The organism is Phytobacter massiliensis JC163, from assembly GCF_000321045.1.
In the GTDB taxonomy this organism is placed as follows: Bacteria; Pseudomonadota; Gammaproteobacteria; order Enterobacterales; family Enterobacteriaceae; genus Phytobacter_A; species Phytobacter_A massiliensis.
The window spans coordinates 129,552-151,759 of record NZ_HE578945.1; the positions used below are offsets into that span (position 1 = coordinate 129,552).

Sequence of the window (22,208 nt, forward strand, 5' to 3'; positions counted from 1 at the left end):
CATGAGGACATGGATAGAAAGCGAAGCGGATATTCAAGTCCGTGCATGCATCGATGGTCATCGTAGTTTTGCGATGATAGCCGGCGCAGGCGCGGGCAAGACTAGTTCACTGGTAGATGCTCTTGGCCGGGTTCGGGATAATGAAGGTAATGTCCTTAGAAAGCATGGTCAACGCATTGCTTGTATTACCTTTACCAAGCGTGCGGTTGAGGTCATCAAGAAAAGATTGGGGTTTGATGAGTTGTACCTAGTTTCGACTCTTCATGGATTTCTGTGGGGCTTGATTAGCCATTTCCACGAAAATATTCGTCAAGCGTTATATGAAAGCCGTATTCCAAATCTTATAGACAAGGCTAGGGAAGATGATAACGGCGGTAACAGCAAAAAGGCACTTAAAGCCCGTGCAAAAATAGAACGACTGACAGAACAGCTTTCCCTTCTCGAAGCAGTCAATCATTTTGACTATTCTGACACTAGCTTCAGTGATTACGAAAAAGGACAGATTGGGCATGATGATGTCATAGAAATTGCAACCTACTTGCTTAAAAATAATCAAACACTTAGACGGATCATTGGCCTGCGTTTCCCTTACATCTTCGTCGACGAAGCACAGGACACATTTGAGGGAATCGTCTCAGGACTCAATCTCGTCTGTGCGGGTGATGAACTTCCTATGATTGGCTATTTTGGTGACCCTTGGCAGCAGATTTATGACCGAAGTGCCGGTGATTTTTCGCCACCAGACAAAGGTAAAGTCATCAAGAAAGCTGAAAACTTTCGCTGTTCTAAAAGTGTTATCCGACTTCTCAATGCTTATCGTGGAGATGTTGAGCAGTATGCTGCTGGCGAAAATGCTGAATGTGAAGGCAGTGTTGAATTTTTGCTAATTAAAGCAGAAGAGCCAACAGAACCACGCAGGCGCTATTCAGAAGAACAGATTGAGCGGGCGCTAGCTCGTATGGATGCTGCAGTCGAAAACTGGGGTTGGGCAGGTCGCGACGATGTCATGAAGCTCTTCCTGGCACGTCAAATGATCGCGCGACGGCTTGGCTTCGCTGATCTCAATCGCCTCTTCACTGGAGACTATGCCTCATCAAGGGCTCAAGATGCTTTTGAGGAAGGAACGCATTTCCTTCTTAAACCATTTCTTTCGACGATTTGCCCTCTCATAACAGCTCAAAGCCAAGGTGACGATCGAAAAATTATTAATCTACTTCGTAGAGATAGTCCTGCTTTCGCGAGCAATGGATTAAATGCGGAAAAGTCACTGAAAGTGATGATTGAGACTTCGAGGTCTTTGGTTGAGCAGTTGCATGCTTTGTGGGATACCGAAACGATTGGAACGATCCTTCACTTTTGCGTCGAGATGCAGATAATCCAGCCCTCAGAAAGATTGAGTGAGCATCTTGATCGTCCTCCACGTACTGAGCCTTTCAATGAGGAGCTTCACAGTTTCGAAAAAGGAGACTGGCTCGCAGACTCATTTTTTAAAATGGCCACAGGGGGAGTCTCCCGCTATTTCGAATATCTTAACAACAATACCGCCTATAGCACTCAACATGGAGTGAAGGGCGAGGAATATCCAAAGGTATTGGTCGTTTATGATGATGTCGAAGCAGCATGGAACCAATACAGCTTTAGTAAAACCCTTACTCCTCTCACTGCTGGGGAGCCCTCTGATCGGCAACGCTCTGTAACTCAGAAGCTCGTGTATGTCTCGTTTTCCCGTGCTGAGGAGGATCTACGTATAGTACTTTTCACAGCTAATCCAGAGGGAGCTCAAGCTGAACTAATTGAAAGTAAATTATTGGCGCCTGATCAAATACGAATTATGGCCTGAGGATTGTTATTGCCTTTTGATTTACTAAATGGGTGCTAAGGCAGCGACCAGTCTTTGCTCATAATTTGCAGTGTTAGGGGGACAGGAAATGGCCGTTCGAGCAAAGATACATTGTTGTTGTATACCTCCCGACAGGTAACTTACAGCCACAAACGGTTATCTTGAGTCTAGGTTATTCAAGCTTATTTGATCATTAAGTTCGGTAAAAAATGTAGGGAGCCTCTATGTCTGAGATAACCGAGCCAACCAGTCAGGTTTTGCTCTGCTCAAATTGCTTCGCTGATGAAGGGCTGCGGATCGACGCTGCAAAACATGGCCTTGAACAACAAGGCGAATGCCCAAATTGCCAAAGCCCGGATGGGAAAAAGCTGACCCGAGACCAGATTAAAGATTTGGCGTGGCGCTTTTTCGTAAGCGGAACCACCGTCCGTTGTGACTACGGCGCTGCGCCAGTGATTCAGTTCAATGAGCACCATTATGGCCAAGGTGACATCGCCCCGTCAACGTGGCTTAAGAATGACGTAAAGCTTATTGAGGAGGTCGCTAAAATTGGATTTTTCCATTACGGCCCTCGATTGTGGATGGTCGGTGAAGTCGAGCCGCTAAAGGGGCTTCAGGATCCGACGACACGTCCGCAGATCATCGAACGTATCCTGAGGGAATATCCCGAATCAACGCTCAGTAAGGGCAGCAAATTCTACCGTCTTCGCGTTAAACCTGAACGACCAGCTGAGTCCTCCGAGTATGACAGCCCACCTGTGGGGTTGGCAGGTAGAGGGCGTTTGGATTCTCCTGGCTTCTCTGTGATGTACGGATCGCAAGACCTCGATGTTTGTATTCATGAATGCAGGGCATCAACGGAGGATGAGCTTTATTTCGCAACCTTAAAGAATCAGCAGGATCTGCGGATATTGGACTTGACTCATTCTTTGGAAGAAACAGAGACCGAGTTTGAAAGTCTGGATATGGCAATACATATGCTCTTTCTTGCCCGGTCTCACTCATATGAAATCGCCCGAGACATTGCTCTTGCCGCTAAAGAGGCTGGTTTCGACGGAATAAGTTATCCGTCCTTTTTTAGCCTTATCCGCACTGGCTGCCATCCTTTCGAGACGGCCTATGGCCTGTCGCTTCGTCGTTTCCATCCGCAGAGGGAACAATATGTGGAGGCAACTACCATTCGCAATATCGCCCTATTTGGTAGGCCGGTGGAAAGCGGCTTGGTCAGTGTCGAGTGCATCAATCGTCTTATTCTCACCCAAGTTGGCTATCGTGGGCATTTTGGGCCAGTTGAGTATTGAGTTTTTTGGATGAGGAGAAGAAAGGGCAGGTTTATCTGATGGGATGCCTGTCCGGCTATGGCCAGTTAATGTCAGCCGTGACAGGCAGTATCGGCCAGAATTAGAAGATCTTGTAGTGGTCTTAGCAGGTTATTCTTGAGGTTTGAGGACATCTACAACTATGGGAGATTAGTTAAAGACTCTAGTCAGGGAAAGGCTTTTTCAGGCCGAGTCGTCTTATGCGACGGAGCTTCTATCTGAGGTTGTTCGTGATGGTAATGCGGATTAGTTGGTCATCCTGGAGAGGCAGCTATCGGCAACCATTGCCATGAGAGAGGCTAATTCGACTTCTTGAACGTTTTTATTGTGCATGGCATTTTTCATGGTAGCAAGATCACTCTATGTATAAACTTATTGTTTTGCAATGGCTTTCTTGGTCAGTTGGGAATGAGGTTTTTCATAACAACCTGATTTTTGATAAAATCATGCCATTAATGGTTAATTCATCATTAATGGCATTTTTTGGCAGGTTGAATGCAAGCGATGCGGAAAAAACTGATGTCATTTTCTGAAGAAAAATTTGTGTAGTTTTTTGATATAATGTTATTTATAGCTTCCGTGGTTATATTTTTAGCGCAGACTTTTCAGTTCACTCTTCTTTGCAATGAAATGTGAGGTTAAATACCTTTTCCCCGGTTTCCTGTATTTTGCATTCAGCTTCACATAAAGCCGATATAGGCTGATTATGCTGGAATACATGTAGAAAATGCTGAGCGACAGCGAAAGCTGTACGAGGGGTGACTTTGGTTCCTGGCATAGTTATGTTGACTTGATGTTGCCTATCGAAATTTTCTTCGGGTTCACGGAATCTGAATTTTATTTCAAACACGATTTTGGCTCCTACTTGCATTGCGTCTTCAAAGTGGCGTTTCTCTAGTTCTGCAACGAACATTGGCTCCGCCGCCTTCATAGTAATTTTTGTGATAATACCTATTGCGAGAAGCGCCAGAGATTCTGCCGAGTCTTGTTCATCGGGGTTCCAGGCGTCCTTCCGTTTGATGTTTCCGTGAAAATAGAAACCTCGCTTTTCGACTAAATGATTAATAATGTCATCTGCATTTGGTTTCGTCGAAATGAGCTTTGCCGTATCCGAATTCCGATCATTCTTTGCTGGAATCATATCTTTGATGGCAAGCTCAACAATATTACGAAATTCTTGGTTTGATTTTAGCGCAGCTTGCAAGCTTGGTGTTTTAAATTGACCATTCCCATACAGTGACTCGATCAACAGGAATGAGTAGCGGAAGGAATTTATGAATTCCTGATTTTCAAGCATCTTGCGAGCGCTTTTTACAAAGGCAACTTCAAATCTCGGCCCATCATATTTCTCAGCAGCCATAAGCGCCCGCGTAAACATATCGAAACTGAGAGGCAATGCAGAATCATGTCTGCCCATTGATATACTCTTTATGGATAGTCGCGTTTCTTCTTCCGGGGTTTCTCCTTCATATTTGGCCTCAATTTCCTCTGTCATGAGTTCAATGTCATGAAAACATTCGAGAAATATGGCTGCGTTATCGAGTTGACGTTTCACGAATGCTATAAGTTCATCGTGCCCGGTTATCGTTGTCATAGCCTCATAAGTGGCTCGTTTCTGAAAGTTCGGTGCATATTCCAGAGGCTGCTTTTCGAAAGTAAGTTCAATAGCTTTGGCGTAACCACTCTCTTCAATGATGCGGAGCTTCCCGCCTTGCATTGGGATTTCCCAATGATCATCAATGATGATTTTGCGTTTGAATGGGACGAAGTAACGAATTCTCACTAGGGTTTAGTCCTCAAACTTTATCGCTAAAAGTGGAATAGTAACTGGAGCAGTTTGTTGCTGCATCACAGATACGTTTAAACCTCATCGATTCAACAGGATAGTATACCCCTACGGAGTTGATATAACAATTACTCACAATGAGTTTCTCTCGACTAGAATTTGACTCGACATATTCATGAATGTTTTCAGTTTGGTACGGCAGTATGATGGCCACAGACTCACAAGTGAGACGGATGAAAAGCAGATTAGCCCTATTTTGCAAGGGTTACTCATTCAATGTTATAGTTATTTGTATCACAGATGAGACGCAACTGAGTGAGGTTAGTATGCCGGAAGAAAAAAACATGAGTAAGCTTCGTCGGACAAAAGGCTCGGTTGTACGCCCTTCAACCGAAGCAGCTTTGGTCAAATTGGGCAAAGACATCGAATTCGCACGTAGAGTAAGAGGAATCCCTGCTGATACGTTTGCAAAATCCGCAGGAATTTCGCGCTCTACTTTGCATAGACTTGAGAGTGGTGGTGGTGCCGGTATTTCACTCAACACGCTTGCGATGGTGCTCACCATTCTTGGAAAACTTGACCTCTTGAGTAATTTGATCGACATGCGCAATGATGACATCGGACTGTCTATGCTACGTGAAAATGTTATGCAAGGTGCAAAGCCGCTCCGTAAAGATACTAAGACGAATGTTGTGATCCGGTCCAGGGCCAAGACGATGCAACGAGCGGTAGGTACAGCGACTGTTAACAAATCGACAAAATCTGGTGTTGAAGCAAAGGCACAGGGCAATCAGGGGACGTTAGTAGTCAGCCCGTCAGGACATACATCATCGCTGCTCTCTCGCTTAAAAGCTACGCGAGACTCTTCGGGCTCGTAATTAGAGAATTTATATGAAGCAAAGACTTTATGTCTGGATGGATGATCAAGATCTGGTCGGACAGTTGGATTTCAATGTAGACGGAATGCGACAGAGCTCCGTGTTCACCTATGCGCAGAATTGGATCGATAATCCTGAGGGCTATGACCTCTCTCCTTTCATGCCGCGCAGCCAGATAGTCGCGTCGGCCAGCCTACAAGGAAATTCATCTCCTCTTGTGATGCCGATCGCCGATAGCACCCCTGATTCCTGGGGCCGCGCTATTATGCGTGCAGCGAATGGCGGTCGTGTAATGAATGATTTCGAGTACCTAATTGGGGTCGATGATTTCTTACGTTCGGGGGCACTTCGCTTTTATGAGAGCGATACGCCAGATGCGCTTCCTCTAGCTCAACCTCGGATTGGAGAAAGAGCCTATTCCATACCACGGCTCATTGAACTTGAGACTATGATTCATGAGGCTCGCGCTTTAGAAGCAGATCCGGCTCATTATCGTGAAAACCGTGCAAAGTTGCTTGCCGGACAAATACTGCTTGATGCTGCAGGTTCATTAGGTGGAGCGCGACCAAAAGTAAATGTTCGTGAAGATGACCAGACTATCTGGATAGCGAAGTTGCCTAAGATGGGCGATGAATACGATATGGCTCGTGCAGAAGTACTTACGCTTCGTCTCGCAGGGGAAATAGGAATGACGGTTTCTGAAGCCAAGCTACTTGTCGTAGCTGGCCAATTTCCTGTGGCCTTAATTAAGCGTTTTGATCGGTCTTATGAAGATCCTAAAAACCCTCGTCGTATTCATTTTATCACGGCTCAGACTTTTATGGGCTTAGCGGGGACTGAGCCATCAAACTATGTCTCTCTAGCAGAGCAGATGCTTATACATGGTGCAGGTGATGATTTGGTCGAACTTTGGACACGAATGGCTTATTCTGTGCTGATTCAGAATACAGACGACCATCTGCGTAATCACGGTTTCATACGAACGGTCAATCGCTGGGCTCTTTCTCCCGCCTATGATATTAATCCCGACCCGTCAATTGGTGGCACCCTAAAGACCGCGATAAGCGAGATCCATGGAAACGAACTCAAAATTTTGGAGGTGTTGGACGCGGCGCAGCTCTTCAACATCAACACAGATGAAGCTCGCGAGGCTCTCAGGGTAATGGCGGAAATTATTATAGATAAATGGCGCCCTCTTGCCTACGAGTTGGGAATGACGTCGAAAGACATCAAGGCGCTTGCACCAGCCTTTGAAAGCCCGCAGGTGAAGGAAGCATTGAGTCTATAATGACCGAATTTCTGCAGCTATATTCAGTTTCGGCACTATCCGGCTATCGTTAGATTGCAGTTTCTACATCAAGGATCTACAGCCGCTTTTTATGACTCACGACAGATCATATATCATGTGTAGTAGAGGTGTGTTTGCCTGCATTGAGCTTAATGGCCGCAAAATTTTGCGTCGAATGAGACAGACTGCAACGACTAACTACTTGTAACGTCTCTGCTGACACCAATAATCAGAAACAACTATCAAAATATGGTATAAGTTATGGTATGATGATATTAAATCCCTATATTTATCTGATTTAAAATAACTTTTTTGTGTTGAATATAATTGAGTGGGAATAAGCCGATAACCCTTCCTGCGTTTTCATGAACGGGTAAAGATGCAATCAACCCTCTGTTTTACAGAGGGTTTTTTTATGTGTATTCATGAATTTTCTATGTGGCGCACAGTTTCTGACGGTCAAGCTCCGATCAGAAACGCGGAAACTCTCGCAAATTTTACCGTCAGCTCTATAAAGCGTGCCTCCCTTGCAGATACCACGAGATGGATGAAGCAGGCCGCTCTCCTGCGTCGATAGAACTCTGCCTGTGGAAGTAGTGCCACGGTATTTCCTTCTCATGTATATCCCATTGACATATCCCATAATTACCTTATGCTGACAATGTGTACAAAATTTCACCATCGGAGGTGAGAATGGAAAAGACAACCGTATTCAAAAGCAACCGTAGCCAGGCGGTGCGTCTGCCAAAAGCGGTGGCTTTACCGGAGGATGTCAAACACGTGGATATCGTTGCGGTAGGGCGAACGCGCATTATTACGCCCGCAGGCGAAAGCTGGGACAGCTGGTTTGATGGTGAGAGCGTGACGTCTGACTTTATGGCCGCCCGTGAGCAGCCCGGTGGCCAGGATAGGGAAGGGTTCTGATGCTCAAATATATGCTGGATACCAATATTTGTATTTATACGATCAAAAATAAACCTCAGGCAGTCCGGGAGGCGTTTAACCAGCACTACGAGCGGATGTGTATCAGTTCAGTTACGCTGATGGAGTTGATTTACGGCGCGGAAAAGTCCGCCAGCCCGGAGAAAAACCTGCGCGTGGTCGAAGGATTCATCGCCCGGCTGGAGGTGCTGAATTATGGTATCGACGCGGCGGTACAGACGGGGCAAATCCGGGCAGAACTGGCAAAAGCAGGCACGCCCGTTGGCCCGTATGACAGCATGATTGCGGCCCACGCCCGCGCACTGGGTTTAATTCTGGTGACGAACAATACCCGTGAGTTCGAACGTATTAATGGCTTACGGCTGGAAGACTGGCGTATCAGCTAAGCCATTTAGTTCATAAACAATATCCGGGGAATAATTCAACAGCCTGCATATAAAAGCAGTATGCCCTAAGCCCGCTTAACCGCGGGCTTTTTAGTACCTGTTCACCGTAATGCGATACCGGTCTCTGGCGCGTTCAGGGTGTTCTCAAAAAGCGCTTTACCCGGGCCGGAGAGCCACTGCGCCAGGGTTAGCATCGGACCAAATTCGCGCTCCAGGGCGGGAATATCAGCGCTTCCTGCCACCACACCGTTATCAACGAGTTCGGTTAATTTTCGCAGAAAATCATTAGAGGCCAGCAAGTCGTCTGAAAAGCGCTGATAGCGGATGACGCGACCTGCCGCCTGCGAAAACTCGCGTTGAAGATCGTCCCCGGTAATGGACTGCCCCGATATCTCTAACGTCTTACCGGCATAGAGTTCAGGATGGCAAAGAATCTGCGCGTTAATGCGGCCCAGGTCATGCAGGGCGATCATCTGCATTGCCTGCTGCGGGCGCATAAAGAACGTAAAGTTACCGGTATTTAACCCCATACCCGGCAACATCATCATTTCCATAAAACTTGCCGGACGCGTGATGGTGGCCGGAACAGGCAGGCTGCGGATGTAGGCCTCTATCTGCGACTTGCTGTCGAAATGGCCCATTCCGGTATGGCCTTTTCCCGCTGCGCCACCGGAAGAGTAGACAAGGTGCTTTACGCCAGTCGCCGCAGCGCTGTCGGCGATGGCCTTGCCCTGACTCACCTCCTGCTCATCTGAAACCCGCCCGGAAGGCGAACTGGTCTGGACGCTGAACACGCCTTTTATGCCAGCCATGGCCCTTTCTATTGACGGGCGATCGAAGAGATCGCCTGTGGCCAGTTCGACGCCTTCTTCTGCCAGCGCTATGGCTTTATCACTGTGCGGATCGCGGACGAAACCGCGCACCTTCCGCCCTTCTGCCAGCAGCGCCCGCGCAACGGCTCCACCTTGCTGACCTGTCACCCCGAAAACCAAAAATTCCGCTACGCCTGCCATGATAGTCCCCTATAGTAACCGTCGTGAGTTCCTATCCTGAACTATCCTGCAAAGAGTACAAGACGGCACATTTTTGGTTGCTGGTTACAAAGAGGTAACGAATGGAGAGCAGTTCTGAGAAGACAGCTATGCCTGATGAGGTCAACGGGCGGCCTGTTATACAAACCGCAAAAGGGCCTGTGCTTACCCCCTGTGCCCCGGGCAGCGTGCTCGCCCGGCTTGGCGATAAGTGGACCATACTGGTAATTTCGCTCCTGTCGCTTTCGCCCGATATGCCCATGCGATTCGGCGCGATACGGCGGGGCATCCCCGATATCTCTCAGCGGATGCTGACGCTGACCTTGCGTAATCTGGAGAGAGATGGCCTTGTCGCCAGGCACTATTACACCGAGCTTCCCCCACGGGTGGAATATGAACTAACACCGCGCGGTCGCTCAATGCTGAAACCGCTGGCGGGTTTCACTGACTGGATACGCGATACCTGGCAAGATATCGAGGCTTCCCGACGCGCTTTTGACGCCTCAAACCAGGAACAGTAGCGTTAAAGCAGGATAAAACAGTGCGCAATATCCTGCCTGAGAGGTCTTCTATCTATGATTAGCAATGAATCATTCATATTAATTATGTTTCGTTTATCACTGTCCAGTATTTTTAATTTGCGAGCGTAGTTGTCTATATAATTCAGAGGTCATTAACTAGTTGATGTTTAATGTTTTATTTAAATTTAATAGAAAGTAAGCATTTTTTGCCCTATATTCGATAAGAATTTTCTTATCATCACCACCTGACTTCTTAATTGCATCTTCTTCCGCCCACACGCATTATGTTTGTGAGAGAAAAAGTTGTTCCGGCATCGTCTTCAATAGTCATACTTTGAAACATGCAGACCCGGGCAATAATTACTCTTCAGTAAAGTCCAGGGCAGTTCAAGGACAGGGACTATGATAGTTTGTATTTCTGATAATTTTTATTTCCGTTATGGCATATTGCAGCTGGCAGCAGAGCTATGCCCGGATAAAGAAATCGCCGCATTTGATATGAATACGGCTAAAAAACAGTCAGCGGATGACTTAATCACAGAAAAACCCGTTAGCGTCATTGTCGATTATACATCCTCTGATAGTCCCTTTATGTTCTCTTTGCTGGAAAAGAAACAAACGAACTGCAACCTGAACATTATTGTCATTTCGGATCTCTGTCTCAATCAGGATCCGATAGAGAATATATTGATTGACGCCGTGGCAGACTATTTTATGGAAAAAAGAGGATGTATGGCAAAACTCCGTCAGTGCCTTAGCCTCATTGTCTGCGGATTGCTGGTGACGCGTTCGGTAGTTAACCGTCACTGGGCGGAGATCAAAAAAAAGGCGAACCTTACGCATCGGGAGATGGCCATCTTTCCTTATATTGTCTCCGGCGAGCGTAATAAAGAAATTTCGCGCAAGATTAACATCAGCCAGAAGACGGTAAGCCTGCACCGACGACATATTTACTCCAAGCTTAACGTCAATACCCTGGCAGGATTATTTAATATTCTTTCGGTAGCTGAATAAAATTTATTCGCCCACACAGATATTATTTACAGACACAACAGAAGGAGCTGTTCATGAAAAAGTTTATCCCGTTAATTGCTGCAGCCACGCTGACATTTGCCGCATTACCCGCACTGGCAGCTGACGGCACCCTCAAATTTAAAGGCTCTATTGGCGACTCATCCTGTCAGGTGATGGGCGCTGAGAATTCTGAAATCACCGTTCATATGGGATCGGTGCCAATGAAAACGCTGCAAACTAACCCTAATGGACCGGAAGTAGGTTTTGCCATTACCCTGCAAAACTGTAAAAAAGGGACGTATTACCTGGTACTTGACGGCGTGAGTGCAGAAGGGCATCCCGATGTGCTGATGCTGGATCCGGACAGCCAGGCAAAAGGCGTCGGTATTCAGATCCATGACATTCAAGGAAATGAAGTCGTTCTCAACCAGGGACTCACTCCAAATGAAGGGGCCAGCATGACGATTGACGCGCCTGACGGTGAAACCACCTCCGGCACCTTCTATCTGAAAGCCCGCTATTTCGCTTATAACCCGGAGATCCTGAGCACCGGTACAGCGGATGCTACCGCGACCTTTACCGTCGTTCAGCACTGAATATACGCAGGCCGATATGGCCTGCCTCTAAATGGATGTGCTTATGAAAGGATTCATTATTTTCCTGCTGACGCTTGCGACATTCAGCGCCCGCGCCGCGGTACAAATTGAAAGCTCCCGGGTTATTTATCCCAGTGACGTTAAATCAGCGGCGCTGGTTATCCGTAACGCTTCTGCCAAACCTTATCTGGTACAAAGCTGGTTGGATGGGGAAAAAAAAGGCGAAGACAAATCGTCATTAATGATTGTCACGCCACCGTTACTAAAATTACAGCCGAACCAGGCAGCTACCCTGAGATTTATTTATTCCGGGCACGGTTTGCCGCTGGACAGAGAAAGTATGCTGTGGGTTAACGTACAGGAAATACCGCCCAGGGCAACGCAACCGAATGTTATGCAGCTGGCTATTCGTACCCGCATGAAGCTTTTTTACCGCCCCGCCTCCCTGAATATCTCGCTGGAGGAGGCGGTCGCCAAAATCAGAACAGAGTATGTCAAGGGCGGGGTAAATATTATTAACCCGGGACCGCTGCATATCACCTTTTCCGCTATAACGATGAAAGACAATCAGGGGAAACTCAGGAAAATCACGCCGACCATGCTGCTTCCCTTTACCAGGGAATTCATTGCCCTGCCCGCAGGCGCAACGCTGCAAAAATTTTCCTATATCAATGACTATGGTGGCGTGATCGATTCTGATTTTAGTCAGTAACCAGTGAGCGAAATGTCAGGGAAGTGCATTATGCGTCACACAGGAATAAAAATCGCGGCCGCAATGATGACTCTCTTTTTTTTGGATGAAAGTTACGGCAGCACTGAATTTAATTCAGCCTTTCTTAAAGTAGGGGACCGGGAAAAAATGTTGTCCCTTATCGACCCCGCTTCGGGCATCGTGCCGGGCATCTATCCGGTGGATATCTACCTCAACGGACGCTATATCGAACAGCGGCAGGTTACTTTCAACCGGGATGATAGCGCTGGCGCGCTACGGCCCTGCCTCTCAGCAGATGTACTGCGCAGCTGGGCGGTGAGTATCGAGCGCGGCAGGAGCGACACCTGTTTTCCCTTAGCGGAGGCGATTCCCGGAGCGTCTGCCGCGTTTAATATCACTGAACATAATCTACAGCTGCACGTGCCGCAGAAGTCCCTGAACACGCTGCCGCGGGATGCGGTTCCGGCGACTCAACTTGATAATGGGATCACGGCAGGGTTTGTTAACTACAACCTTGCGGCCAGCAATACCCGGCTCAATGGCCAGCAGGATCAGTACGCCTTTATGAACCTACGCTCCGGGTTAAATTACGGTGCGTGGCGGCTGCGCAATACCGTGTCGGTGAGCAAACAGGACGCAACGTCGCCGCACTGGCAAAATTCCGCCACCTGGATTGAGACGGATATCCCGCCTTTTGCGAGCCGCTTTGTTCTGGGTCAGGCCAGTACCCATAACATGCTGTTTTCGAGTATCCCTTTTCGCGGCGCGCAGCTCTCTTCCGAAGATATGATGCGTGCTGAAAGCCAGTCTCGCTATGCGCCCACCATACGCGGGGTCGCCACCACTAACGCCCGCGTTGAAATCAGACAAAACAAATATCTGATCTATGCCACTAACGTCCCCGCCGGCCCGTTTGAGTTCAAGGATATCGTTCCCGTTAGCCAGAGCGGCGATCTGTTTGTCACCGTTATCGAGGCCGATGGCCGCCAGCAGAATACCGTTGTTCCCTTTACCACGTTACCGGGAATGGTTCGTAAAAATCTCTGGAATTATGAAGCGGTGGCTGGCCGGTATCATGACGGCGTAGAGGGGTATTCACCCTCGTTTGCCCAGGGACAGCTTGCCTGGGGGCTTACGGACACGGTTACCCTGAGCGGAGGCGTACTCGCGGCGGAGCATTATCGCAGCCTTGCTGTCGGGGCTGGGCATAATTTTGGCCAGGCGGGCGCGTTGCAGATGGATTTGTCTGCCTCTGACACCCACCTCGCAGCGGGAAGCACCAAACGCGGGGGGAGCGCGAGGTTTCTGTATGCGAAATCTTTTCTCAGCACGGGTACTCGTCTGCAGCTTGCCGGTTACCGTTACTCGTCGTCAGGCTTTTATGATTTTTCAGAAGCGGTAATGGAACGCCGTCGCTGGGATGATGGCCGTTACCGGCAGTATTACTGGGATGACGAGAGTCAGTCCAGCGTTGCGGGCTTCGCCAGCGATCCGCAGGTCAGTTACACCTCGTATTTCTATACCAAAAAAGAGCGCGTGACGGTGACAGCGAACCAGCAACTGGGGGAACTCGGCCAGGCCTGGCTGTCGTATAATCGACAGAGCTACTGGCAAAACCCTAATACCGATACCGCCATTCAGTCTGGTTTTACCTCGCGTATCGGTCGGGTGAGCTACAGCCTTTTTTACCAGCATACCCGCAGCAACTACTACGCCCATGACGATAGCGTCAACATCCGCTTTTCTCTGCCCCTGTCGCTGGGTAAACAGAGCGCGACGGCGACGCTGGACATGCATTCAGGCAGGTCAGGCACCTCCTCTTCCTCACTGGGTTTAAGCGGCTCGCTTATGGAAGATAACAAGCTGAGCTATACGGTGCAGAGCAACTACGGCAAAGATACGGGGGCGGCGCAGAGCGCGAGTCTGGGTTATGCCTCGCAGATGGGGCATTTCTTTGCGGGCTATTCCGCATCGTCTGATATGCGCCAGACCAGTATCAACGCCAATGGCGCTATTGTGGCGCATCGCGGCGGCCTGACGCTCGCGCCCCCGCTGGGGAGCACGTTCTCTCTGGCCCAGGCGGCTGATGCGAAAGGCGTCAGGATCGATAATCAGCAGGGGGCGAAGATTAACTCGTCAGGGTATGCGGTTGTTCCTTACGTTATTCCTTATCGGGTTAACGAACTCTCTCTTAATACCGCCGACTTCCCGGACGGCCTGGATATTCCGGTTGCCACCCAGACCACGGTGCCGACATACGGCGCGATTACCCGCGTGAAGTTTGAAACGTTCTCCGGGGAAAATTTCCTTATTCACAGCACGTTGCCCAATGGTAGTTATCCGCCGCCGGGCGCAACCGTTTATGCCCCTGACGGCCGCAGCAACGGCGTTGTCGGGCCGGATGGCGAGCTGTACGTGTCCGGCGTCAGGCGTGGCGATAGCCTTGCCGTGAGATGGGGGCAAAACAGTGGCGACAGCTGCACGATATCTGTCCCGCCGCAGTCGGGTGCGGCGCCACAACAGCGCGGTTATAGCGTACTTAGCGCGGTTTGCGAGATGAGGGAAGCGAGATGAAAAACGGATTGATAGCTGCGCTGACGCTTACCTGGATGCTGGTGCTAAGCTATTCGGCTCCCGCCCTGGCGCTGACCTGTAAGGCGTCGCAGGCGGTAAGTGAATATGTGGCGCTGGACAGCGTCCTGAAGGCCTCGATGGGGGATTTTGGCGTAAATAAAAAAATATGGGTCTCCGCGCCAATAACGGCCACCTTTACCTGTACGGATACGGATAATTACCCACGGGGCGAAAGCGCCTATCTGTGGCTGGACCCTAAAAACAGCCTTAGCGCGCTGCATAACTCGCTGGAGATAGGGATCACCTATCTCAATGTGGATTATAAGCTTGTCAACGGGACTAAGGTTGAAATAGGCCCGGCAACGGTATGCCGCTCTGACGGCAAGGGAGGCTGCCTGAGCCCGGCGGCGTCGCGTACTTTTACGCTAACCTACCAGATCTATATCAAGACCACCGGCCTCAAGCCCGCCAGCGATGGCAAAGTATTAGGTAACCTGCGCCTCTCTCTTTTTCAGGTTGATGGTGAAAAGGGGCTACGGGCCGGCTCCGGCGGGACAGACGGCAACTTCAACCTTTACCTTTCCGGCCTCGACAAGCTGACCTTTATGGCCTGTACGCCAAAAGTGAGGCTTGTTCCGGAGATCCTGGATTTCGGCGTCATTAACCGACGCTGGGCGCAACCGGGCCATGTTGAAAAAGTGAAGCCTTTTTCGGTTCAGGTCGAGCTACAGCCCGAGGCGGGCGGTAAAAGCTGCGATGGCGAAACGCTGCAGATGACGGTGAGCTCATACAATTATGTGCAAGACGGCAGCATCATCATGCCTGAAATGCAAAGCGGCTTTGGCTTTATTCTTTCCCCGGACAGCTCCATGACGCCGCGTATTTCCCTTAACAGCCCCGAAACGTTCGGCCTGGTCAGCGGCGATTATCTGCAGCGCAATTACTATGCCGCTTTTATCTGGACCAGCACTAACCCGACGTCAGGGGACTATGAGGCCACGGCGACAATCACTATCACGTTCCGCTGAGAAGAAACGCGATAGGTTGATTTTTCAGCATTTATTAGACCGGGAGCCGAATTTATGCCAACCTTTGAGCACACTCATTACTCTGGCTGCCAGCATGTTTAAACGACTTCTCTCCGCCTTTGGCGGTAAAAATAAACCCGCCTCCGGGGCGCAAACGCCCCCCGTTGAACCTACCCCCGAGGCGCAGGAAGAGATGATTGTCGCTTATGACGCCAGCGGGCAGGAGATGCATATCGCCCGCAGCGACTGGCGCGAAAAGGTCTTTCTGCCGGGCCTTGCGCAAAAGTGGGATGACGCAGGCGAACTGTATGATGCCATTCTGGGTGGCCTGAATGATGGCTTTGCCGCAGACCTTATGCCCGCCGCCGCGCGTCTGGTGGACATTGATGAAGATCCCGAGCGTAGCCACACCGTCCAGGGCATTGTCCTGATGAAAAATAACCGGCTGGCCGAAGCGGAGAGCACCCTGCGGGAGGGGATCGCTAAAGTAGGCGCCACCGGCATTTTGCTGACCAATCTGGCGAAAGTGTTTGCCGAGCGCGGCGACGATGCCCACGCCGATTCGCTGCTCTGGCAGGCGATCGAAGCCGACCCGAATCTGGATAATGGGCTGCTCTGGTGGACCGCCCTCAAGCAGGAGCGGGAAGGGGAAGAGGGCTATCTCGCGGGGCTGCGTACCGTTGCGGCGCTGCCTGGCTCCTGGCGTGCGCAGCTGTGGCTGGCGCGCCATTATCTGGAACAGCAGAATGTGCCCGCCGCCCGCGCGCTGTATGAAGAAGTGCTGTCAGGGGGTAGCTACGACAGCCGTGCGTTGACGATGATCTCGGGCGATCTTGGGCGCAATGGCGAGGTGCCCCTGCTTGTTGAACTGATCGCGCCGGTCTACGACGAGCATCGCCACGATCCGATGGCCGGTATTAACCTCCTGCGGGCCTGGCAGGAGCTTGGCAACCCGGATGAGGGTGAAAAGCTGCTGAACCGGCTGTACGCGCTGGACTATCCGCCGCTCAGGCAGTATCTGGACGAGTCTGCCCAGGCTTTTCAGAAGATGCGCGCGCAAAACGCGCAGGGCACCCCTGTCGACCCTGCCGACGTGCAGATCCATACGCTGGCCTTCTCGCAGCCGATCTGGCAGTACGGCCTGTGCAAAGCTGACTGGCTCTTTAAGCAGAAGCCTGCAGACGCAGCGACGGTGGGGTTCTTCGCCCTTGGCAGCATTGCCGATAATACAAGGCCTGCCGAATCCCAGCGTGAGGATGATGTCGGGCGTCTTAGCCGCGCGATCCCGCTCTACCTTGCCGAAGCGGCCCACTACTGGAGCGATTACGCCGCTCGTTGCTATATCCAGGTTGCCGCAGGCGTGGGGCCGGTACTTTCCGGTCAGGCGATGGATGGCAATGCGCTTTTCGATCTTGTGCCGCCGGAAATGCGCTATTTTGTCACCGGCGAACTGGGAAGCCGCGGGGAAGGGGAGGCGCGCCAGTGGCAGCTGACGCTTCATCTCTGGGATTGCGCCCGGCGGGTTAAATGCGCATCCGAGAGCGGCTCGGTAGCGCAGGGGGAACTGGGCGCGCTGGTGCTGCAACTTGAGCAGCGCCTGCTGGCGCAAACCGGCGCACTGCACGCCATTGCGCTGGATGATTTCTATGTGCGGCCCTCGGCAGAGGCGATGGATGTCTACCTCAGCGAGCTGGGTCAGACGTTTATGCTGACGCTGGTGGCGAATGAGCAGATTCCCCGTTCCGCAATGTGGGGCGAGCGGGCGATGCTCGACTGGCCGCTTACCATGGCGCGGCACTGGCCAACGGTTGAGGTGCCGAAGCTGATGTATCTGTCGGGCCTCGGGAAGGCGTTTGATTACCAGTCGGAAGTGCTGGCGGAATACCAGGCGCGTACGCTGCAACTGCTGCGTGATGTTGATGCGGGTAGCCCGACGGCCCGTCTGGCCCCGCTGGTCTGGAAAATTTTCGCCATGCAGGCGGAGTTTGACGCCCATCGGCGAAATCTGCCAGCAGACACGTCCACGGCATATCAGGACTGGCTGACGCGGGTGGCGGAAAAGTAAAAGGGTAAAATAAAAATCCGGGGAGCCAACCCCGGATTTTTGTCATGTTGCGCAGCGTTTAACGTCTTTTCAGGCTTGTGCGTCAAACATTGCCGATTTCATGAAGCTTCTCTTTATTCTCTTCCGTTTTTTCCCGCAGGAACCCTGTCAGAGGAATACTAATGAAATAGAGGATAGAGAAGATGTACAGCACGCCGTGTGCGCCGATTGAGACAAACGAGAGAGCAACAATTGCCGGGCCGACAAAGCTGGCTAAACCTGCGCCAAGGCTTAATACGGACATGGTCGCCCCTTTACGGGTGGGTTCAAGGGACGGTACCAGCGCGGAAATGGGGCAGAAGCCTGCCAGGAAAGCGCCATAGATGCCAGAGACAACGGACATCATCAGGAAGTCACCCGTAAACCAGGCCGGAGCGAACGCCATCAACAGCATCGTGCAGCCGCAACCAAACCCACCGAAAATCTGGATGGTTCTTCGCCAGCCAATTTTATCCCCTACCACACCCCAAATCAGGTTGAAAAGGATATTGACGCCGAATGCGACGGCCCAAATCCCCAGCCACTGTTCTGTCGAAAAGCCGAACTGGCGTAAAAATACCGGGTAAAAGACAGGTAAGCCGAACTGCGAAATACCGTTAATCATACGGACAACGCCACCAATACCAATCCGGGGATTATCCTTCATAATAGTAATGCCGCTGAGCAGTATTTTAATTTGTTCTTTAAAAGGGGCTTTCTCACGCAGGGCGCCTTTGACAAAAAACAGAACGATCATCGTTCCAAGCACAACCCAGCCAATCGCGCTCCAGAGCACGCCAACATGCCCGATAACAGGGATCATCAGCGAGGCGTAAGAGTTCGCCACAATATATAACCCGCCGGTAAACGCCAGATAAAACCAGCCAACCGCCGCGCCAAGCGTTTTTTGTGGGTTTTTATAGGTTACCCAGACCAGGAATGAATAGCAAAACAGCGGGTAGCCAAATCCGCGAATGCAATAGGTCGGAATTAAAATCGCAAAACTCATCGTGGGGAGCGCAATGAGCAGAAATAAAACCTGCCCTAATATCCATGCGCCTGCGCCGATTAACATAGTGACACGCGGCCCCCATGCCTCGGCAAATACGCCGGAAAACCAGGCCCCCAACGCGACGGCAATTCCATAAATAGAAATTAACGTAGCGCTTTGTGGCATTGTCATTCCGCGCTCAATCAGATAGGGCGAAATCCACGCCTGTTCTACACCGTCGCCAACGATAAAAAGCAATACACCGACAAGTCCCCAGACTAAGTCCGTGCGCAAGCCAAGAATAGTCCGTGGCTCTTTATTTGTAGAGGCCATAATGATAATCCCCAGGTACAATAGAATTAAGAGACAGAGGGATGCAATATCCCTCTGTAACACATCAGGACATGATCAAGCCGCCGTCGACGTTGATGGTTTGCCCGGTAATATAGGCGGCGTCTTGCGAGGCAAGGAAGACAACCAGCCCGGCTACATCATCAGGCGTTCCCGCTCTTTTCAGGGGGATACCGTCAACCCACTCCTGCATCAGTTCGCCTTTTTTATAGGTTTTTTCCGGCGTGCTGAGGATTTCTCCCCAAACGCGGTCGTTATAATCCCACATTTCCGTTTCAATAATTCCGGGGCAGAACGCGTTAACCGTAATGTTATATTTTGCCAGCTCCAGCGCCAGGCTTTGGGTAATGCCAATAACCCCCATTTTGCTGGCCGCATAGTGCGGTGTAAAAATGAAGCCATTACGACCCTGACCGGAAGAGGTATTAATCAGGCAGCCTTTTTGTTGTTTCACCATATATTTGGCGGCTTCACGACAGCACAGCCACACGCCAGTAGTATTGACCTGCATAACATCATCAAACTCTTTCCGGCTCATCTTATCGAAATGTTCAATGGTAATAATGCCCGCGTTCTGTACGGAAATATCAATGCTGGAGAATTTGTCCCAGGCAAGCTTATAAAGCTCGCTAACCTGCGCTTCATTGGTGACATCCACTTTAAAAGGCACAACAGTCGCGCCATATTCAGCCTGCAGACGCTCGGCGGTACGGGTGATTTCGTCAGAGTAGTCGGCAATGACCAGGTTCGCTCCCGCTTTGGCAAAACGCACTGCAATACCTTCGCCAATTCCGCGTGCTGCGCCAGTAATAACAACTGTTTTATTTTAAATTGATTGTCCATGTTTATTTCCTTTTACTATTTATTGAGACCAGATTTCCAAAGCGTGCGTTCAACGGCGTTTTGCCATTCGCGCCAGCGTTTTTGTAATCGTCCGTGTCGTTCCATATTGGGTCGGAACTGCGTGTGTTGGGAAAGTAGCGGCCTTAATTGGGCGGATGAAGAGCCATCCAGCGCTTTTTTGGCCAATAGCGCCGCGCCAATCGCCGATAGCTCAGCGATATCGCTGCGCATGACCGGACAGCCCAGCAAATCCGCCTGGTACTGCATCAGCCAGTCGTTTTTCGTTGGGCCACCGTCAACCATCAGTGCGTTAAGGGTGAAATCGGAGTGTTGCCGCATCGCCACGACCACATCAGCAATTTGATAAGTGACCGATTCAAGCGCGGCGCGAATCAGATGTGCGCGTTTTACGCCCCGGCTTAAGCCGCAAATCAGTCCACGGGCGTTCTCATCCCACCACGGCGCGCCAAGGCCGGTAAGCGCGGGGACAAAATAGACCCCCAGCGTGGATTCAACAGAGGCGGGTAACGTGCTGAGCTCATGCGACAACTCTGCCGCCGGTAATTCGCTCAGCCCCGTGCTGTCGGCCATCCAGGCCACGGCATCACCAGTATGGGGAATATTGCCTTCCAGGCCATAGACTATTTCATCACCGTCATGCCAGGCGATGGTCGTAGCCAAAGAATGAATAGAGCACTGGGCAGATTTAACCGGAGCCATAACCGATGACCCCGTGCCATAAGTGGCTTTTACGCATCCTAATTCACCCAGCGCATGGCCAAAGAGCGCGGCATGAGAATCTCCGATCATGGCGAGCACAGGAATGTTATCCGGTATGTTTTGCAGCCCCTTAGTCACCCCAAAGAAACCGCTCGATGGTTTAACCTGCGGCAAGGCTTGTTCGGGTATCTGAAACAGGGCGAGCATCTCTGGGTCCCATTTACCCGTATGGATATTCAGAAGCTGCGTTCTTGAGGCGTTGGAGTAGTCGCAGCAGAAGGCTTCGCCCGCGGTAAAGTTCCACAGCAGCCAGGCATCGATCGTGCCGAGACAGATCTCACCGCGGTTTGCCAGCGAGGCGCCATTGGGAATGGAATCAATCAGCCAGCGCATTTTTGAGCCGGAAAAAAGCGGCGCGACGGGCAAGCCAGTGATCGATTTGACCGCCTCTTCCTGTTTGTCTTTACGAATGTTGTCGCAGTATTCGGCTGTTCGTGAACATTGCCAGGTGATAGCGGCGCTTAGCGGTTTGCCATTGCTTCGATACCAGCCAATCGCTGTCTCGCGCTGGTTACTGATAGCCAGCGCGGCGACGCTCTGCGCACCAACAAACTCTATGGCTTGTGCAATCACCTTCACGGAGGCCTCAACGAGCATTTCGCCGCTTTGCTCAACCCAACCCTCCCGTGGCGTCTGGATTGAGAGTGCCTGGGAAAACTTGCAGAGCACGTTTCCTTGCTCATCGAGGGCTACTGCTTTGGCGTTCGTTGTTCCTTCATCCAGCGCGATGATAACGTTTTTTTCTGCTGACATGATCTTCTCCAAATCATATTAATCGATACTTTCGCCTGCGATTAAGTCTGTTGTTTTATTTTTAAGCGGCTCTTTTTGGTTAATCTGAATATATATTCAATGTTGATTATTTATTTTTAGATTACGCATTTAGGCTTGATCGATCTAGGTGAAATGTCATTAAATGTGCCAGGTATCACAAAGTTGCAGGGCTTATATGCCTGATTTTTTGGGGTTTAATTTCTTATATTTATAATTAAATTTATGATTTATAAGTACTTTTAATTTTCTTTTTTCCAGGGGTAGCAAGGTTAAGAGATTGCCTGAAAATATTATTTGGTTAGTTATTGTGTTTGTTTTCGTCAATATTTTATATTATTCGTCATAATTATGAATTCTAATTCATATTCGCATAAATATTCCTAGTAATGGCGACTGTCTATATGTTTGGTGAATGATTCGTTTGTTATTATTAACTGTCTTTAATAGGAGAATCTGTTAGTGAATAATCGT

The 22,208-nt window shown here is 50.2% G+C and carries 19 protein-coding genes; 14 read left to right on the forward strand and 5 right to left on the reverse strand.

What is annotated here, in order from left to right:
• Position 1 precedes the first annotated feature (1 nt).
• The 3 genes from ENTHG_RS00875 to ENTHG_RS25560 all read left to right on the forward strand — a co-directional run bounded on the left by ENTHG_RS00875 (position 2) and on the right by ENTHG_RS25560 (position 3,692).
• Positions 2 to 1,840: a UvrD-helicase domain-containing protein gene (locus ENTHG_RS00875; RefSeq protein WP_044172445.1), complete on the forward strand. Its 1,839-nt coding sequence runs from the start codon at positions 2 to 4 to the stop codon at positions 1,838 to 1,840.
• A gap of 224 nt (positions 1,841 to 2,064) precedes the next feature.
• Positions 2,065 to 3,141 carry an RES family NAD+ phosphorylase gene (locus ENTHG_RS00880; protein ID WP_044172447.1) on the forward strand — a complete coding sequence of 359 codons (1,077 nt, stop codon included), beginning with the start codon at positions 2,065 to 2,067 and terminating at the stop codon, positions 3,139 to 3,141.
• Positions 3,142 to 3,521: 380 nt separating this feature from the next.
• Positions 3,522 to 3,692, forward strand: coding sequence for a hypothetical protein (locus ENTHG_RS25560; protein WP_154657531.1), 171 nt, complete (start codon positions 3,522 to 3,524; stop codon positions 3,690 to 3,692).
• A 77-nt stretch (positions 3,693 to 3,769) separates the two neighbouring features.
• On the opposite strand, the gene ENTHG_RS00885 is transcribed toward ENTHG_RS25560, so the two are convergent.
• Positions 3,770 to 4,942, reverse strand: coding sequence for a hypothetical protein (locus ENTHG_RS00885; RefSeq protein ID WP_044172449.1), 1,173 nt, complete (start codon positions 4,940 to 4,942; stop codon positions 3,770 to 3,772).
• Positions 4,943 to 5,271: 329 nt separating this feature from the next.
• Between ENTHG_RS00885 and ENTHG_RS23670 the strand changes: the two genes are divergently transcribed.
• The 4 genes from ENTHG_RS23670 (at position 5,272) to vapC (ending at position 8,439) form a co-directional block, all read left to right on the forward strand.
• Complete coding sequence (locus ENTHG_RS23670) at positions 5,272 to 5,823, forward strand: helix-turn-helix domain-containing protein (protein ID WP_127097544.1); 552 nt, start codon at positions 5,272 to 5,274, stop codon at positions 5,821 to 5,823.
• Positions 5,824 to 5,836: 13 nt separating this feature from the next.
• Positions 5,837 to 7,111, forward strand: a complete 1,275-nt coding sequence (locus ENTHG_RS00895) for a type II toxin-antitoxin system HipA family toxin (RefSeq protein ID WP_044172451.1) — start codon at positions 5,837 to 5,839, stop codon at positions 7,109 to 7,111.
• 693 nt (positions 7,112 to 7,804) lie between these two features.
• The gene (vapB, locus tag ENTHG_RS00900; protein WP_044172453.1) at positions 7,805 to 8,035 is read left to right on the forward strand and encodes a type II toxin-antitoxin system VapB family antitoxin; all 231 of its coding nucleotides are present in this window, start codon (positions 7,805 to 7,807) and stop codon (positions 8,033 to 8,035) included.
• Positions 8,035 to 8,439 (forward strand): type II toxin-antitoxin system tRNA(fMet)-specific endonuclease VapC, encoded by a 405-nt coding sequence (vapC, locus tag ENTHG_RS00905; protein ID WP_044172454.1) that lies wholly within the window; start codon positions 8,035 to 8,037, stop codon positions 8,437 to 8,439. Before vapB ends, vapC begins: the two co-directional genes overlap by 1 nt.
• Before the next feature lie 101 nt (positions 8,440 to 8,540).
• Here vapC and ENTHG_RS00910 read toward each other — a convergent pair whose 3' ends face one another.
• Positions 8,541 to 9,452: an NmrA/HSCARG family protein gene (locus tag ENTHG_RS00910; RefSeq protein WP_044172456.1), complete on the reverse strand. Its 912-nt coding sequence runs from the start codon at positions 9,450 to 9,452 to the stop codon at positions 8,541 to 8,543.
• A 101-nt stretch (positions 9,453 to 9,553) separates the two neighbouring features.
• On the opposite strand from ENTHG_RS00910, the gene ENTHG_RS00915 reads away from it, so the two are divergent.
• The 7 genes from ENTHG_RS00915 to ENTHG_RS00945 all read left to right on the forward strand — a co-directional run bounded on the left by ENTHG_RS00915 (position 9,554) and on the right by ENTHG_RS00945 (position 17,980).
• Positions 9,554 to 9,991, forward strand: coding sequence for a winged helix-turn-helix transcriptional regulator (locus ENTHG_RS00915; RefSeq protein ID WP_237567436.1), 438 nt, complete (start codon positions 9,554 to 9,556; stop codon positions 9,989 to 9,991).
• A gap of 402 nt (positions 9,992 to 10,393) precedes the next feature.
• Positions 10,394 to 11,005, forward strand: a complete 612-nt coding sequence (locus ENTHG_RS00920; protein ID WP_044172458.1) for a LuxR C-terminal-related transcriptional regulator — start codon at positions 10,394 to 10,396, stop codon at positions 11,003 to 11,005.
• Positions 11,006 to 11,058: 53 nt separating this feature from the next.
• Positions 11,059 to 11,601 (forward strand): fimbrial protein, encoded by a 543-nt coding sequence (locus ENTHG_RS00925; RefSeq protein ID WP_044172460.1) that lies wholly within the window; start codon positions 11,059 to 11,061, stop codon positions 11,599 to 11,601.
• Between the two features lie 43 nt (positions 11,602 to 11,644).
• On the forward strand, positions 11,645 to 12,313 hold the full coding sequence (locus tag ENTHG_RS00930; RefSeq protein ID WP_044172462.1) for a fimbrial biogenesis chaperone: 669 nt from the start codon (positions 11,645 to 11,647) through the stop codon (positions 12,311 to 12,313).
• A 66-nt stretch (positions 12,314 to 12,379) separates the two neighbouring features.
• Positions 12,380 to 14,887 carry a fimbria/pilus outer membrane usher protein gene (locus tag ENTHG_RS00935; RefSeq protein WP_071825841.1) on the forward strand — a complete coding sequence of 836 codons (2,508 nt, stop codon included), beginning with the start codon at positions 12,380 to 12,382 and terminating at the stop codon, positions 14,885 to 14,887.
• Positions 14,884 to 15,915, forward strand: coding sequence for a fimbrial protein (locus tag ENTHG_RS00940; protein WP_044172464.1), 1,032 nt, complete (start codon positions 14,884 to 14,886; stop codon positions 15,913 to 15,915). Before ENTHG_RS00935 ends, ENTHG_RS00940 begins: the two co-directional genes overlap by 4 nt.
• Before the next feature lie 94 nt (positions 15,916 to 16,009).
• Positions 16,010 to 17,980 carry a tetratricopeptide repeat protein gene (locus ENTHG_RS00945; protein ID WP_044172466.1) on the forward strand — a complete coding sequence of 657 codons (1,971 nt, stop codon included), beginning with the start codon at positions 16,010 to 16,012 and terminating at the stop codon, positions 17,978 to 17,980.
• An 82-nt stretch (positions 17,981 to 18,062) separates the two neighbouring features.
• On the opposite strand, the gene ENTHG_RS00950 is transcribed toward ENTHG_RS00945, so the two are convergent.
• The 3 genes from ENTHG_RS00950 to ENTHG_RS00960 all read right to left on the reverse strand — a co-directional run bounded on the left by ENTHG_RS00950 (position 18,063) and on the right by ENTHG_RS00960 (position 21,716).
• Positions 18,063 to 19,322: an MFS transporter gene (locus ENTHG_RS00950; RefSeq protein ID WP_044172469.1), complete on the reverse strand. Its 1,260-nt coding sequence runs from the start codon at positions 19,320 to 19,322 to the stop codon at positions 18,063 to 18,065.
• Between the two features lie 64 nt (positions 19,323 to 19,386).
• Positions 19,387 to 20,151 (reverse strand): SDR family oxidoreductase, encoded by a 765-nt coding sequence (locus ENTHG_RS00955; RefSeq protein ID WP_044172471.1) that lies wholly within the window; start codon positions 20,149 to 20,151, stop codon positions 19,387 to 19,389.
• A gap of 47 nt (positions 20,152 to 20,198) precedes the next feature.
• The gene (locus ENTHG_RS00960) at positions 20,199 to 21,716 is read right to left on the reverse strand and encodes an FGGY family carbohydrate kinase (protein ID WP_044172473.1); all 1,518 of its coding nucleotides are present in this window, start codon (positions 21,714 to 21,716) and stop codon (positions 20,199 to 20,201) included.
• Positions 21,717 to 22,208: the final 492 nt, after the last annotated feature.